Origin of the sequence: Spirillospora sp. NPDC046719, assembly GCF_040645715.1 — a bacterium.
In the GTDB taxonomy this organism is placed as follows: domain Bacteria; phylum Actinomycetota; class Actinomycetes; order Streptosporangiales; family Streptosporangiaceae; genus Spirillospora.
The window spans coordinates 1-15,490 of the sequence record NZ_JBEYYT010000220.1; the positions used below are offsets into that span (position 1 = coordinate 1).

Below are 15,490 nucleotides of genomic sequence, written 5' to 3' on the forward strand. Positions count from 1 at the left end.
GTGGCGCCCGGTCGCCGGGCGCCACGAGGGTGGCGTGCGGGCTCGCACGCCACCCTGGTGCGTCGGGCGTCGGCTCTCAGGCCTCGGCGGTGACGGCCGGGGCCGTCTCGTCGAAGCCGATGACCCGGCCGGCGGCGAGGTTCTCCTCCACCTCGCGCTGCCAGAAGCCGTTGGCCCGCTCGGTGTCGATCTCGAACTCGAACCGGTTCGTCATCTCCGGGGTGACGTCCTCGACGTCCACGTAGAACTGCTCGTACCAGCGGCGCAGCTGGTAGACGGGACCGTCCTCCTCGCACAGCAGCGGGTTGTCGATCTTGGCCTTGTTCCGCCAGATCTCCACGTCCTGGAGGAACCCCTGGGCCACGCCGACGGCGAAGGAGGCCGCGTACTCGGCGGTGTCCGCCTCCGACATCCCGGGGAACTTCTTGGCCATCACGCCCCATTGCAGGACGAAGCTCGTCGGGGACACCGGGTAGTGGCAGTTGATCAGGACCGTCTCGACCGTGAAGCCCTCCATGGTGGTCTTCATCGGATTGATCATGTAGGAGGGGCCGTAGTAGGCGGCCTCGGACACGTTGGTCGACTCGCCGGAGAACGCGGTTCCGAGGTCGACGTCCGGGCGGGACCTGCCGTTCATGTACTGGGCGGCGATGTGCCCCTCGAAGACGTTCTTGAAATAGGTCGGGAAGGAGTAGTGGATGTAGAAGAAGTGCGCCATGTCGACGACGTTGTCCACGATCTCCCGGCAGTTCGAGCCCTCGACGAGCAGCCGGTCCCAGGTCCACGACGTCCATTCGTCCGAGCCGTGCTCCGGGATCTCGGGGATGGTGACCTCGGGCGGGGGCGGGTTGCCCTGCGGGTCGTTCCAGACGAACAGCTGGCCGTTGCGTTCGAGGGTCCGCCAGGCCCGCGTCCGGGCGCGCGGCGGGACGCGGCGGGCGTAGGGGATGCTCGCGCACCTGCCGTCGCCCGACCAGCGCCAGTCATGGAAGGGGCAGGCGATCTGGTCGCCCTTCACCTCGCCGCGGCTCAGGTCCCCGCCCATGTGCGGGCAGTAGGCGTTCAGCACGTTCAGCGTGCCGGCGCCGTCGGCGAACACCACCAGCTTGGTCCCGAACGCCTCGACCGGATGGGGCTTGCCGTCGTTGAACTCGTCCGTCAGGCCGAGGCAGTGCCATCCGCGCGCGTAGCGGGTGGGGGGAGGCGCCGACTCGATCGTCCGGACCTCGCCGTCGGTCGCCGGTTTCCGTGCGGTCATGAGAACTCCAGCGGTGAGAAGGATGACGGTACGGGCCGGGTCACCCGTCCTGGGGGAGGAAGGCGGCCAGGGGCTCCGAGCCCGACCAGTCGTGTCCCCAGTAGCTGTCGGCGGTGATCTCCTCGGCGGTGTAGGACGCCTCGTCGACGCGCATGCCGTCGGTGCCGTACTCGATGTCCCAGCCGCCCGGCGCCCGCACGTAGAAGGAGATCATCTTGTCGTTGGTGTGCCGGCCCAGGGTGGAGGACACCGAGAAGCCGAGCCGGTCGACGTTGTCGAGGGCGCGTCCGACGGCGTCGAGGCCGTCGACCTCCACCATCAGATGGACCAGGCCCGGGTCTCCGTCATGGGGCGCCGGGCAGATCGCCAGGCTGTGGTGGCGCTGGTTGACGCCCATGAAGCGGACGCGGACCGCGCCGTCGGGGGTGTCGGCGACCTTCATGGCGCCGCGGGGAAGGAACCCGAGGACCTCGGCGTAGAAGTCGAGGGTCTCGGTCTGCCTGGGGGTCGGCAGCACCACGTGCCCCATGCCCTGGGGGCCGGTGACGAACGCCTGGTCCAGCCCGGTGCGCAGCGGGCCGTGGTCCAGGACCGGGCCGAAGAAGACCTCGACCGGGGTGCCGGCCGGGTCGGCGAAGGCGATGACCTGCTCGGCGCCGCGCTCGGCCGCCTCGTCCGGCGGCAGGACGGTCACCTCGGTTCCGGACTTCTCGACGGCCTCGCGGACGGCGGCCAGCGCGTACTGGTCGCGGACCTCCCAGCCGACCGACAGCGCCCGGTCGGTGTCGCCGGGCAGCAGGGCCAGCCGGTAGCGGCGCTCGTCCATGCGCAGGTAGAGGCCGTCCGGGTCGGGGCCGGTCCCCTCCGCGAAGCCGAGCGCGTCGACGGTCAGTTCCCGCCAGCGGGGGATGTCGTTCGTCTGGACTCGCAGGTAGCCGAGTCCGCGGATGTGCGTCATGTTCTCTCCTCGAGCGGGCCGGGCGTCAGATCATGGAGCGCATCGGGCCCTCGGGAGGCTCGATGTCCATGTCGGTCAGCGCGGACACGTGGTAGACGGCGCCGGGGACGTGGATGGCGTGGGCGAGGCCGACGTGGGCGTCCCGCCAGAACCGCTGGATCGGGTTGTCGGCGCGCATCGCGTTGCCGCCGGAGCGCAGCACGATGTCGGTCATCGCCTGCACCGCCCGCCATGCCGCGCGGACCTGGGTACGGCGGCCGGCGGCCCGTTCGGCGAAGGAGATCTCCTGGCCCGCGGCGACCTTGTCGTACATCCGGCAGGCGTTGTCCAGGAACCGGGTGCGGCAGGCGGCGATGTCCTCGGCGGCCTCGCTGATCGCGTACAGCATGTACGGGTCGTCCTTGACCTGGGTGCCGACGATCTGCACGCGGTCGCGCTGGTAGGCGAGGCCGTGGGCGAGCGCGCCCTCGGCGATGCCGATCACCGCGGCGGTGATGCCGAGGGGGAACATGCAGGAGAACGGCACGTGGTACATCGGGTCGGTCAGGCCCGCCTCCTTGGGCGCGACGCCGTCGATGACCTTCGCGAACTCGATGACCCGGTAGTCGGGGACGAAGGCGTCCCTGACGACGACGTCCTTGCTGCCGGTCCCCTTCAGGCCCGCGACGTCCCAGGATCCGTCGACGATCTCGTAGTCCGAGCGGGGCAGGATCAGGTGCAGTGCCTCGATCGGCTGCACGGGAGCGCCGTCGGCGTCGCCGAGCAGCCCGCCGAGGAAGATCCAGTCGCAGTGGTCGGTGCCCGAGGAGAACTGCCAGCGTCCGCTGAAGACATAGCCGCCGTCCACCGGCCGCGCCACGCCCATCGGCGCGTAGGGCGAGGCGATCCAGGTGTCGGGGTCGTCGCCCCAGATCTCCTGCTGGACCCTGGGGTCGGCGAAGGCCATCTCCCACGGGTGGACGCCGACGATGCCGGCGACCCAGCCGGTGGAGCCGTCGAGCGCGGCGATCCCCATGACCGCCTCGGCGAACTCGCGCGGGTGCGCTTCCAGCCCGCCGTGCTCCTTGGGCTGCAGCATCCGGATCATCCCGGCGTCGCGCAGCATCCCGGCGGCCTTGTCGTCCAGGCGGCCGAGGCGCTCGTTGGCCGGGCCGAGCGCGGACAGCTCCTCGGCCCGTTCCATGATCGTGTCGAGGACGCGGTCGGTCATCGTTGTCTCCCGTGGACGTGGTGGTCGGCGCTCACGCCGTTTCCTTGTGGCTCAGGAACGCCAGCACCGTCCGCTCCCAGGCGTCCTTCTGCTCGACCATCACCCAGTGACCGCAGTCGGGGAAGATGTGCACTTGGACGTCGGGGATGGTGCGCATCGGCACCAGGGCCATGTCGACGGGGCTGACCCTGTCGTCGCGTCCCCAGGTGATCAGCGTCTTCGCCTTGAGCTTGTGCAGCATCGCCCAGTACGGCGGCGCCTCGGCGGCGTCCGCGGCTCGGAGCGCCGCCGTCATCGCCTCGGTGCCGTACATCCGCCGGGCGCTGGCGAGGGTGTCGGGGTCGGTCGCCTGCTGCCAGCGCTCCTCGATCAGCTCCTCGGTGACGACGGCCGGGTCGTAGACCATCGAGTGCAGCCACCGGATCAGTGCTTCGCGGGTCGGGTGGTCGGTGAACTCCATCAGCAGCCGGATGCCCTCGCCCGGTGCCGGGCTGAAGATGTTGCGGCCGATGCCGCCGATGGTGACCAGCCGCCGCACCCGGTCGGGGTGGGCCAGCGCGACGGTGGCGCCGACGATCCCGCCCATCGAGTTGCCGATCACGTCGACCTGCTGGAGGCCCAGGCCGTCCAGGAACCGGAGCACCGCGCCCGGCGCGGCCAGCATGGGGTGCTCGTCGGTCGGGTCGCTCACGCCGAAGCCGGGGAACTCCAGCACCAGGCAGCGGAAGTGCTCGGCGAGCGCGGCCAGGTTGCCGCGGTAGTTGCGCCAGCCGGTGACGCCGGGGCCCGAGCCGTGCAGCAGCAGGAGGGGCGGGCCGTCGCCGGCCTCGTGGTACCGCAGGACGCCCTGTTCGGTGGCGAGTTCGCGCAATGTCGACTCTCGGGTCGGCTCTGTCGGCATGGCTCCTCGGATCTTGTGAGAACTGCCTTATGCGGGAATAGGGGAACTCAATCAGCGGCGGGCCGAGATCGGTTTCAGGGTGGCCACTGAGTGGAACCCCTGTTCTTCGAGTTCAGGGGGAACGCTCAGCCGGCCGGTCCAGCCGCTCCAACTCCGCTGGTGTGAGTTCGAGGTCGACGGCGGCGAGCGAATCGAGGATGGAGGCGGGGCGGCTCGCCCCGGGAATCGGGATGACGGCCGGTGACTTGTGCAGCTGCCAGGCCAGCGCCACGCGTTGGGCGCTGACCCCGCGGGCGGCCGCGACCTCCTCGAAGGCGCCGCACTGCGAACCGATCCGCTTGGCCTGGCGCATGCCGCCCAGAGGACCCCAGGACAGGAACGCCAGACCGAGCTTTTCGCACAATCCGATCGTGGATTCGGCGCCACGGGTTCGCGGTGAGTATTCGTTCTCGACCGCGACGAGAGCCGTGCCGAGGATCTCGTGGGCTATGCGGATCTGGTCTTCACCGGCGTTGGAGACGCCCACCCGGGAAACGAGCCCCTCGTCGTGCAGTTCTTTCAGAGCGCCCATGCTTTCGGCATAAGGGACCCGGGGGTCCGGCCGGTGGTGCACGTAAAGGGGGAGCGTGTCGAGGCCGAGCCTGCCGAGCGATGCCCGGCAGGCTCGTCGCAGGTGCTCGGGGCTGCCGTCGATCCACCAGGTGTCGGTCTCCGGGAAGCGCAGGTGACCGCCCTTCGTCACCACCAGGACGTGATCGGTGGGCGCGGGATAGAGGGCGAGGGCCTGGGCGACGAACGACTCGTTCACCCCGTACCCGGTCCCGGCCGGGCCGTAGACGTCGGCGGTGTCGATCAGGGTCACGCCCGCGTCGAGGGCGGCGTGCACGGTCCGGATGCCCTGTGCCTCGTCGTACCCGGGGCGCTGGGTCAGCGTCATGGCGCCGAGCCCTATCGCCGACACTCGCAGGTCACCGACCCGGCGGGTGGTCGAGGCGCCCCGGATCACTTGCCCACCGCCGTCCAGCCGCCGTCGACCGGCATGCAGACGCCGGTGGAGAACGTGGCGTCCAGGAGCAGGAACTCGATCGCGCGGGCCATCTCCTCCGGCGTGCACAGCCGGCCGAGCGGCATGCGCGCCTCGGTCTCCGACAGGTCGTAGCCCTGGTCGACCATCTCCTGGACCATGGGGGTCAGCGTGTGGCCGGGGGCGACGCTGTTGACGCGGATGCCCAGAGGAGCCCACTCGATGGCGAGGTTCTGGGTGAGTTGCATGACCGCGGCCTTGGCGACGCCGTAGTCGGCTTGTTTGGCCCACCCCCGGTAGGCCGTCGTGGACGAGACGGTGACGATGGAGGCGGTGTCGGACCGGCCGCCGCCCGCGGCCTTCGGACCGGGAAGCCGGGAGGCGAGGGTGCGGGCGGTGACGAGCGTTCCGATGAGATGGACGTCGAGGACCCGCCTGTAGCCGTCGAGATCCAGCTCCAGCGCGGGCTTGAACGCGCCGCGGATTCCATGGCAGGTCACCAGCCGCGTCGGGGCGCCCGCGCTCCGCGCCGCGGCCTCCCAGGCCGACCGCACCTGCGGTTCGTCGGTGACGTCGACTTCGAACGATCGCGCACGGTCCTCTGGCAGGTCCTCGGCGGGCGGCCGCATGTCCAGGACGGTCACCGCGAGGCCCCTGGCCAGCAGGCGTCGCACGACGGCGAGTCCTATCCCGCTGCTGCCGCCCGTCACGACCGCATGCTCGGTGGGCAAGGGATCAGTGCTCCTTCCGGGTCACGGGCGGGCGGGTGCCCGGCCGCCGATGGCGGTGGTCACGGCTCCGGCGGCGCGCGTGAGCCGCTCGAGCCATGTGGTGATCTGCCGGACGGTCGCCTGCGGGGCCATCCCGAACAGCGCGAGGACCTGGACGACGCCGCCGTCCGGGCCGTGGACGGGGGCGCCGAGCAGCCGGACGTCGTGGCGGCGGCCCGCCGGGAGGTCCTCCGGTTCGTAATGGGGGCCGAGGTGGTCCAGCAGCGCCCCCATCCGGCGGTCCAAGCCGGGCGTCCTGGGGGAGGTGGAGAAGGTGTCCACCTCGTTCCAGACCTCGTCATGGTCGGGGGCCACGAGGGCGAGGGACCAGCGACGTTCGGTGACCCTCTGGAGCATGCGCCGGTAGCGCGCGCCGTCGTCCTCGCTCAGAGGCGTGGTGAGCCGCGACAGCCACGCTTTCTCGGCATCGGGACCGTGACCGGCGACGAAGAGGGCGCCGTAGGGCGGCGTGAAGGGCATCCTCCGTCCGATGTGGCCCCGCACGGTGTTCTGCTGGGTGCCCGCACCGGCGATGATGACGATCTCGTCGGCGACGACGGCCTGGGCGTAGCACTCCAGTTGGAGATCGGCCGAGACCTGTTCCAGGTGGGGGCGGGCGGCGTCGGCGACGCGCAGATGGTTGAGCAGATCGGCCTCGAACGGGGCGACGAGCGCTCCCGGGGAGAAGCCGCCGTAGCCGCCCTGGAAGAACAGCAGCGGTGACGTCGGATTGGTGATGCCGAGGTCGCGGACCCGCCCGAGGACGATGTAGTGGTCGCCGGCGTCGAAGGTGTCGTGGAACTCGCAGTCGATCCAGGCGACCGCGTCCTGCAGCAAAGGGGCGCCCGTGGGTGCGGGGCGCCACGCGACTCCGGCGAACTTGTCCCCGGATTTGGCGGCGAACTGGCGGCAGATCCGTTCCTGGCCGACGGCCAGCACGTTGACGCAGAAGGAGCCGGCCGTGCGCAGCCGTGCGAAGGTGTTCGACGTGCGGTCGGGGAGGAAGGCGACGAGGGGCGGGTCCAGGGACACCGAGGTGAAGGATCCGACGACCATGCCGACCGGGCCTCCGTCGTCGGCGATCGCGGTGATGACGGCCACGCCCGTGGGGTAGTGGCCCAGGACCTCGCGGAACCGGCGCGTGTCGAAGGCTCCGGCTGGGGCGGTCACCGGGCGTCTCCCATCGCGCGTCCGGTCGGCCCGGCCGGGGCAGGGGCCGGTGCGCCCAGGTGCTCGCGCAGCGTGGCGCCGGTGTACTCCTTGCGGAAGAGGCCACGGTCCTGGAGACGGGGAACGACCTCCTGGACGAAGTCGTCCAGCCCTTGGGGCAGGTCCGCGGGCATCAGGTTGAAACCGTCCGCCGCGCCCGTCTCGAACCAGTCGGCCAGGTCGTCGGCGATCTGATCGGGCGTGCCGACGATGGAGCGGTGCCCGGTGCTCAGCCCGATGCGCTGCGCGACTTGCCGCAGCGTGAGCTTCTCCTCCTCGGCCATGGCCATGAACAGCGCGGGTCGCGAGACGCCGGCGTGCGGCGGCAGGAGGGCGCGCACATCCGGGAACGGTTCGTCCAGGTCGTAGACCGTGAAGTCGATCCCGCCGAACATCTGCTGCATGAACGCCAGCGTGGCCTCCGGGCGGACCAGCGCACCGAGCTCGGCGGCCAGCTCGCGCGCCTCCCGGAGGGTCCTGCCGATGATCGGCGTGATGCCGGGCATCACCGCGATGGCTCCCGGCGCCCGCCCCTTCGCGGCGGCCAGCTCCCGCATCCTGGAGACGAAGGCGGCGGAGTCACCGCGGTCGAACTGCGTGGTGAAGACCATGTCCGCGAAGGTGGCCGCCAGGTCCATCCCGGTGGGGGAGGAGCCGGCCTGCACCAGCAGCGGCCACCCCTGCGGCGACCGCGGGATCGTCAGGGGGCCGCGGACGTCGAAGTACTTGCCGTGGTGGTCGGCCTGGTGGATGCGGTCGAGCGCGGCGTACACGCCGGCGTCCCGGTCCAGGACGCGGGCGTCGTCCTGCCAGCCGTCCCACAACCGGGTCACGACCTCGACGAACTCGCGGCACCGCTCGTAGCGGGCCTCGTGCTCGGGCAGCTCCGCGGTGCCGAAGTTGCCCGCGGCCGCCGCTATCGCCGTGGTGACGATGTTCCATCCCGCGCGTCCGCCGCTCAGGTGATCCAGGGTGGCGAACTGGCGGGCCACGGTGAAGGGCTCGCCGTACGTCGTCGAGCCCGTGCCGACCAGCCCGATGCGGGAGGTCACGGCCGACAGGGCGGACAGCACGGCGATCGGGTCGGGGCGCTCGGTCGCGTCCGTTCCGATCGAGGTGCTCAGGTTGAGGGCGTCCGCGATGAACACCGCGTCGAGCTTGCCCTCCTCGGCCACCTGGGCGACGCGCGCCCAGTGGCCCAGCGTGTGCACGTGCTCGGGGGCGGTCCGCGGTGATCGCCACACCGACTGCGCGGCGCCCAGTCCTTGGGCGAAGACCGCGAGATGCATCTGACGGCCACTGTTCTTCATGGAATCTCCCTGTGCGCCATGGGGCGGGTGCCGGGGGCGGTGCGTCAGGTGGCGGCTTCGCCCGCCGCGTGCCGCATGGCGATGTAGGCGAAGGCGATGGCCGGCCCGATGGTGGCGCCGGCACCGGCGTACTCGTTGCCCATCACCGACGCCGAGACGTTCCCCGTGGCGTAGAGCCCGTCGATGACGGTGCCGTCGTGACGGAGCACCCGTGCGTGTTCGTCGCTGACCAGCCCGCCCTTGGTGCCGAGGTCGCCGGCCTCGATCCGGATGGCGTAGTACGGGCCGGACTCGATCTCGTCGAGGTTGGGGTTCGGCAGTGACGGGTCGCCGTAGTAGTGGTCGTAGACGCTGTCGCCCCGCCCGAAGTCCTCGTCGCGGCCGTTGCGGGCGAACCGGTTGAACCGGTCGACGGTCGCCCGCAGGGCCTCGGGCGGCACTCCGATCGCGCGGGCGAGACCGTCGAGAGTGTCGGCCTTGCAGACCAGACCGCTCGCGTACCACTCCGGCGGGAACTTCTGCCCGGGCATGATGCCCGCGAACTGGTAGCGGCGTTGCGCCTTCGCGTCGATGATCTCGTACGCCGGCACGTGCCCGCCCTCGAGCTGGGCGTGGACGAAGTTGACGTAGGGGGCGGCCTCGTTGGTGAACCGCTCGCCCCTCTGGTTCACGATGACCATCGCCGGTATGCAGCGTTCGGAGACGAGCGGGTAGACGACCCCGTCGGGTTGCTTGATCGAGGGCATCCACCACGCGTCGTCCATCAGGTCGAGTGCGGCACCGGCCCGCTCGCCGCTCCGGTGCCCGTCGCCGGTGTTGGTCGCGGCGCCCGCGCTGAGGTCCTCCTGCCCGAGTTCGGGCAGGTGCTCCTTGCGCAGTTCCGGGTCGTGGTCGAAACCGCCGGTGGCCAGCAGGACGCCGCGCCGGGCGCGGACGCGCCGCGGGCGGCCCTCGCGCTCGACGACGGCGCCGGTGACCCTGCCGTCCTCGATGACCAGCTCGGTGACGGGGGCGTTCAGCCACAGCGGGATGCGCAGGTCCTTCATCGTCAGCCGCAGCCTGGTGACCAGCGCACCACCGAGCGACTTCATGTGCCGCCGCCGGACGAGGTTGCTGGCGACGCGCCAGACCGCCAGCCGCAGTGCCCATCGGCCGGACCAGGTGCGCTTGTAGAACATCAGCTGCCGCCCCTCCGATCCGGTGAACCACAGGCCCATGGGGGAGGGGAGGTTGCCGGGGAGCAGGAACCGCTCGTCCGGGCCGAGCAGGCGGGCGTCGATCGGCCGGGGTTCGATGGTGCGTCCCCGGGGCCGGCCGCCCGGCGCCTCCGGGTGATAGTCCGAATAGTCGGGACACCAGGTGAAGGACATGTGCCGGCTGACCCGGTGCAGCATGGCGAGCGCGTCGGGGCCGTGCTCGATGTAGGCGTCCAGCCGCGCCTCCGGCACCCGGTCGCCGACGACGGCCTTGAGGTAGCGCTTGACGTCCGCCGGGTCGTCGTCCCGGCCGATCGCCTTCAGCGTCGGATTGCCCGGGATCCAGATCCCGCCGCCGGACAGCGCGGTCGAGCCGCCGAAGAAGGCGGCCTTCTCCACCACCAGCGCGGAAAGGCCGGCGTCGTGGGCCGCGATGGCCCCGGCCATCCCGCCGGCGCCGCTCCCGGCCACCAGGATGTCGACCTCGTGGTCCCACTCCGAGGTGCTGGATGTCATGAAGGCCTCCGGTCGAGATCGTGGACGGCGGACGCGCCGCTCGCGGACGGCTGGACGAGTCGCGATGGTCCGGTTCCGGGCGAAGAGCTCACGGGCGTGCGGCAGGACCCGGGTCGCGGTGCGCGACCGTCGGCGCCCGGCCAGGCGCCGATTCTGCGCCGGGGCGGCGGCCTGCGGGCGATCGCCTCCCGCCCAATGGAACACCTCCCGTTCCGCCGCGGAACGGCCGGCGGCGTGGCGCTCAGATCGTGTTCCGGCCGCTGGAACACGCTCGGGAGGAGGCGCAGGGTGGTGGATAGCGTCCGGATCCAGCGTCATGGCCGCCGACGGTGCGGGTCATCCGTGACGCGTCGAGCGGGAGGAGCTTGCGTGCGAGCGACCAGGACGTCCCCGGCATCGGCGTCGCGGCTCGATGGCGGCGCGACCGAGACGGACGTGCTCATCGTGGGCAGCGGATGCGCCGGTGCGAGCGCGGCGGTCGAAGCCGCCAGCACCGGCGCGGAGGTCCTCGTCGTGGACGCCGCCGGCGGGTGGGGTGGAGCGACCGCCATGTCCGGCGGCGAGATCTACCTCGGCGGCGGCACGCCCCTGCAGAAGGCCTGCGGTTTCGACGACACCCCGGAGGCCATGTACGCCTTCCTGAAAGCCGCCACCGGACCGGCCCCCGACGAAGCGAAGCTCGCCGTCTACTGCGAGCAGAACCTGGAGCACTTCGACTGGCTCGTGGACTGCGGCGTCCGGTTCGAACCGAAGCTCTGGACGGAGCCGTCATGGGAGGCCCCGACCGGATACGGCCTGATGTACACCGGTGGTGAGAACGCCCACCCGTTCACCGACGTCGCGCCGCCGGCGCCGCGCGGCCACGTCCCGCACATGGAGGACAAGAGGCCCGGCGAGAGGTCCGCCGGGTGGGTTCTGCTGAAGCACCTGGTCGAGACGGCGATGCGCGCCGGCGCGGAGTTCCGCTACGACACCCGCGTCGAGAGGCTGGTGCTCGACGACGGCGATGTCGTCGGAGCGGAGGTCGTCTCCTTCGGGGAACGGTCGTTCATCCGGGCCCGGCGCGGTGTCGTCCTGGCGGCGGGCGGTTTCGCGGCCGACCCCTCGATGCTGGACCAGTACGCGCCGAAGCTGGCCGGCAACATGCTGATCGGGACCGACCACGACGATGGCAGCGGCATCCGCATGGCCCAGGCGGTCGGTGCGGCCGTCCGCCACATGGAGGCGGGCCAGACGTCCTTCCCCGCCGACCCCGCACTGCTGTGCCGCTCCCTGCTCCTGGACGCCCGCGGCCGCCGCTTCATCAACGAGGACACCTATCCCGGCCGCGTGGGGCAGGCATCCCTCTTCCAGCAGGACCGGCAGGTGTTCCTGCTCTACGACGACGCGATCAACGCGGAGGTGGAGCGGTTCACCGGCATGCCCGCCACGCCGACGTGGGTCTCCGACGACCTCGCGGAACTCGAGGACCTGATGGGCGTCGCCCGGGGCGTGCTGGCCGGCACCGTCGAGCAGTACAACGCCGGCGCCGGGAAGGGCGAGGACCCGCTCTGCCACAAGTCCGCACGATGGCTCAAGCCCGTCGCGCCTCCGTACGGCGTCCTCGACCTCCGTGGTGCGCCGTTCGGGGTCTTCACCATCGGCGGCCTGCACACCTCATCCGACGGCGAGGTGCTGACCCCGGACGGAGAGCCGATCCCGGGGCTCTTCGCCGCCGGACGCACCGCCAGCGGCATCCCCTCCTGGGGCTACTGCAGCGGCACCTCCCTGGGAGACGCGAGCTTCTTCGGCCGTCGCGCCGGGAAGACGGCGGCGGCGCGATGACGGCCGCTGCCGTGCCGCCGATCTACGACCTCGGCGAGCTCCACCATGTCGGCATCGTCGTCACCGACCTCGAAGAGGCCGCCGAAACGATCCGGCGCGTCCACGAGGTGCCGGTCACGCTCTTCGACGAGACGGCCTACGCGTGCCGGATCGACGGCGTCGAGCACAGGACGATCCAGCGGATCGGGCTCTCGGCCGCCGGTCCGCCCCATGTCGAACTGCTCCGGGCCGTTCCCGGGTCACCGGTCTGGACGCCCGCTCCCGGCATCCACCACATCGGCTTCGTCGTGGACGACGTCCCCGCGGCGTCCGCCGAACTCGCCCGCCGCGGCGCCCGGCTGTGGATGGCCGGGGTGAAGGACGGCCGGGCCCCGGCGGGCACGTGCTACCACCGAGACCCCCTCGGACAGGTGATCGAACTCCTCGACCGCGCCACGGCGGCCGGCCTGGCCGGACGCATCCGCCCCTGACCGCTTCCTCTCTCCAAGGAGATACATTGCCCCGGGTCATTTACGCGCGCAGCGTGCACGACGACGCCGAGATCAACGCCTGCATCGAGGTGCTGAGAAGCGGCCCCTACGGTCTAAAGATCGGCAAGAACGTCGCCGAGATGGAGCGGCGCGTCGCCGAGCTGTACGGCAAGCGGCTCGGCCTCATGTGCAACTCCGGATCGTCGGCCATCTACCTGGCCCTGGAACTGCTGGACCTGCCCAAGGGCGCGGAGGTCATCACCTCGCCGCTGACCTTCTCCACCGATGTCGCCCCGATCGTCCGCGGCGGCTGGGTGCCGGTCTTCGTCGACGTCGAGCCCGACACCTACAACGTCGATCCCGCGAAGATCGAGGAGATGGTCACCGACCGGACCCGTGCCCTGCTGATCCCGAACCTGGCGGGCAACGCCCCGGACTGGGACGCGATCCGCGACATCGCCGACCGCCACGGCCTGAAGGTCATCGAGGACTCCTGCGACTGCATCGGGACCACGCTGCGGGGGACGAGGACCGGGAGCCGCACCGACATCACCGTGACCAGCTTCGCCATGGCGCACATCATCACCTGCGCCGGCAACGGCGGCATGGTCTGCCTCGACGACGAGAAGCTGCGCGACAAGGGCCTGATGCTGCGCCGCTGGGGCCGCCGCTCGGAACCGCACCTGTTCGGCTCCGCGGGCGCCGGCCGGGTGTTCCGCGAGGACCTCGACGGCGTCGCCTACGACAACGACTTCATCTTCGACGTCCTGCCGTGGAACTTCGAGCCGTCCGAGCTCGGCGCCGCCTTCGGGCTGGAGCAGTTGAAGAAGCTGGACAAGAACTACCGGCGCCGTGCGGAGATCTTCGAGGCGTTCACCGGGGCGTTCGGTGCCTACCCCTCCCTCTTCCGCCTGCCGCGGCGGCTTCCCGACTTCCACACCGCCTGGCTCTGCTACCCCGTCACCGTACGGCCGGACGCCGGCTTCCAGCGCTCCGACCTGCAGGAGCATCTGGAAGCCGCGGGCATCGACACCCGCACCGTGTGGAGCGGGAACGTCACCCGCCACCCCATGATGCGGGGCGTCGAGTACCGCACCCCGCCCGGCGGGCTCCCCAACGCGGACGAGGTGTTCGAGCGCGGCATGTCCCTCGGCATGAGCCACGGCATGAGCGACGAGGAACTCGACCACGTCGTCAAGACCGTGCACGAGTTCGCCGCACGGCACGCTCCGGCGACCACCGGCCGATGACGACCCGGGCGGGCAGGACCCGCGTCCTCCTCACGGGGGCGACCGGGAACTGGGGTCGCGCCATCCTCCGCGAGTTCGCCGAGCGGGCGGACCGCTTCGAGGTGATCGCGCTCGTCCTGCCCACCAGGAACGATCTCGCCGCCATAGGCGCCTTCCGCGCCATGGAGAACCTGCGCGTCGTGACCGGCGACCTCACCGAGTACGCGGACGTCGAACGCTGCGTCAGGGACGCCGACGTCGTCCTGCACGCCGGCGCCGTCGTCTCGCCGTTCGCCGACGACCATCCCGAGCTCGCGCACCGGGTCAACGTCGGCGGCGCGAGGAACATCATCCGAGCCGTCAAGGCCCGGAAGGATGCGGCCGGCGTCGGCGTGGTGATGATCGGGTCCATCGCCGAGACGGGGGACCGCAACCCGCCGCACCACTGGGGCCGCGTCGGCGATCCGTTACGCGCCGCCCGGTACGACGAGTACGCGCAAAGCAAGATCATCGCGGAGCGGGAGCTGATCGAGTCGGGGCTGCCCCGCTGGGCCTGGCTGCGGCAGACCGGGATCTTCCATCCGGGCGTGCTCCGGATCCGCGACCCGATCATGACCCACTCGCCCTTCGCCGGCGTCATGGAGTGGGTGTCGGCCGAGGACGCGGCCCGCCTCATGGCGGGCATCTGCGAGGACGGCGTCCCCGAGGAGTTCTGGGGCGGCGTCTACAACATCGGAGGCGGCGAGGACTGGCGGCTCACCAACTGGGAGCTGCAGACGCGGATGACCGGTGCGCTGGGCGTGCGGGACGTCCGGAAGTGGTACGAGCGCAACTGGTTCGCCACCCGCAACTTCCACGGCCAGTGGTACACCGACTCCGACCGCCTCCAAGAGCTCGTGCCGTTCCGCCGCGACACCTTCGACGCCGCGCTGGCCCGCGCCATCGCGGCCAACCCGCGGCTGAAACTGGCCGGGCGTGTACCGGCGTGGGCGGTGAAGAACCTCGTCATCAAACGCCTTGCGCTTCGGCCGCGCGGCACGATGCGGTTCATCCGCGACGGCGACGAAGAGAAGATCGCCGCGTACTTCGGGTCGCGCCGCGAGTGGGAGGCGATCGGCGACTGGTCCACCTTCCATCCGCCCGCCCCCTCCCGGAGCCCGGTCCGCCTCGACCACGGATATGACGAGGACAAGCCCCCGTCCTTGTGGTCTCTCGCCGACATGAGAGAGGCCGCGGCGTTCCGCGGCGGCCGGGTCCTCTCCGAGGACATGGTGACCGGTGCCGTCGCGGTGCCGCTGAGCTGGCGATGCGCCCTGGGCCACACCTTCTCGGGCAGTCCCCGGCTCGTCCTCACCGCCGGCCACTGGTGCCCGGTCTGCGTGAAGGACACCGCGGGGTACGCCGAGCAGGCCGAGCACAACCGATTCCTGGCCCAGGTCGAGGGCGGCGTCGGGGACGGCTCCCCGACCTGAAACCGTCGAGCCCCGCCAACGCGGAGCGCTCCACCAAGAAGCCAGACGTGGGGTGCGCCTCCGGTCGCCCGCGCGCGGAAACCTCACGATGTTTCTCCGGCATGCGGGGGTGAGAGAGCGCCCGGCCCGTGTCCGTCTCGGCG

Annotated in this window: 13 protein-coding genes; 4 read left to right on the forward strand and 9 right to left on the reverse strand. The window is 71.2% G+C overall.

Annotated elements, in window-relative coordinates:
- Positions 1–76: 76 nt before the first annotated feature.
- From ABZ914_RS30650 to ABZ914_RS30690, 9 genes are all read right to left on the reverse strand, one after another.
- Positions 77–1,258: a 3-ketosteroid-9-alpha-monooxygenase, oxygenase component gene (locus ABZ914_RS30650; RefSeq protein ID WP_500197451.1), complete on the reverse strand. Its 1,182-nt coding sequence runs from the start codon at positions 1,256–1,258 to the stop codon at positions 77–79.
- Between the two features lie 40 nt (positions 1,259–1,298).
- Positions 1,299–2,216, reverse strand: a complete 918-nt coding sequence (locus ABZ914_RS30655; RefSeq protein WP_500197453.1) for a VOC family protein — start codon at positions 2,214–2,216, stop codon at positions 1,299–1,301.
- 25 nt (positions 2,217–2,241) lie between these two features.
- Positions 2,242–3,426, reverse strand: coding sequence for an acyl-CoA dehydrogenase family protein (locus ABZ914_RS30660; protein ID WP_500197454.1), 1,185 nt, complete (start codon positions 3,424–3,426; stop codon positions 2,242–2,244).
- Between the two features lie 31 nt (positions 3,427–3,457).
- Positions 3,458–4,327 carry an alpha/beta fold hydrolase gene (locus ABZ914_RS30665; protein WP_500197456.1) on the reverse strand — a complete coding sequence of 290 codons (870 nt, stop codon included), beginning with the start codon at positions 4,325–4,327 and terminating at the stop codon, positions 3,458–3,460.
- A 112-nt stretch (positions 4,328–4,439) separates the two neighbouring features.
- A complete protein-coding gene (locus ABZ914_RS30670) occupies positions 4,440–5,333 on the reverse strand; it encodes an aldo/keto reductase (protein ID WP_500197457.1) in 894 nt (297 codons plus the stop codon).
- Entirely contained in the window at positions 5,330–6,082 is a 753-nt protein-coding gene (locus tag ABZ914_RS30675; protein ID WP_500197459.1) for an SDR family NAD(P)-dependent oxidoreductase, read from the reverse strand. Before ABZ914_RS30675 ends, ABZ914_RS30670 begins: the two co-directional genes overlap by 4 nt.
- A 21-nt stretch (positions 6,083–6,103) precedes the next feature.
- On the reverse strand, positions 6,104–7,291 hold the full coding sequence (locus ABZ914_RS30680; protein ID WP_500197461.1) for a flavin reductase: 1,188 nt from the start codon (positions 7,289–7,291) through the stop codon (positions 6,104–6,106).
- Positions 7,288–8,640 (reverse strand): LLM class flavin-dependent oxidoreductase, encoded by a 1,353-nt coding sequence (locus tag ABZ914_RS30685; RefSeq protein WP_500197462.1) that lies wholly within the window; start codon positions 8,638–8,640, stop codon positions 7,288–7,290. The genes ABZ914_RS30680 and ABZ914_RS30685 overlap by 4 nt, the downstream gene beginning before the upstream one ends.
- Positions 8,641–8,684: 44 nt before the next feature.
- Entirely contained in the window at positions 8,685–10,352 is a 1,668-nt protein-coding gene (locus ABZ914_RS30690; protein WP_500197464.1) for an FAD-binding protein, read from the reverse strand.
- Between the two features lie 369 nt (positions 10,353–10,721).
- Between ABZ914_RS30690 and ABZ914_RS30695 the strand changes: the two genes are divergently transcribed.
- From ABZ914_RS30695 to ABZ914_RS30710, 4 genes are read left to right on the forward strand one after another with little or no spacing between them, the layout of a single operon-like run.
- The gene (locus tag ABZ914_RS30695; protein ID WP_500197465.1) at positions 10,722–12,176 is read left to right on the forward strand and encodes an FAD-dependent oxidoreductase; all 1,455 of its coding nucleotides are present in this window, start codon (positions 10,722–10,724) and stop codon (positions 12,174–12,176) included.
- Positions 12,173–12,646 carry a VOC family protein gene (locus ABZ914_RS30700; protein WP_500197467.1) on the forward strand — a complete coding sequence of 158 codons (474 nt, stop codon included), beginning with the start codon at positions 12,173–12,175 and terminating at the stop codon, positions 12,644–12,646. The genes ABZ914_RS30695 and ABZ914_RS30700 overlap by 4 nt, the downstream gene beginning before the upstream one ends.
- Before the next feature lie 26 nt (positions 12,647–12,672).
- On the forward strand, positions 12,673–13,896 hold the full coding sequence (locus ABZ914_RS30705; RefSeq protein WP_500197468.1) for a DegT/DnrJ/EryC1/StrS family aminotransferase: 1,224 nt from the start codon (positions 12,673–12,675) through the stop codon (positions 13,894–13,896).
- On the forward strand, positions 13,893–15,347 hold the full coding sequence (locus ABZ914_RS30710) for an NAD-dependent epimerase/dehydratase family protein (protein ID WP_500197469.1): 1,455 nt from the start codon (positions 13,893–13,895) through the stop codon (positions 15,345–15,347). The genes ABZ914_RS30705 and ABZ914_RS30710 overlap by 4 nt, the downstream gene beginning before the upstream one ends.
- Positions 15,348–15,490 lie beyond the last annotated feature (143 nt).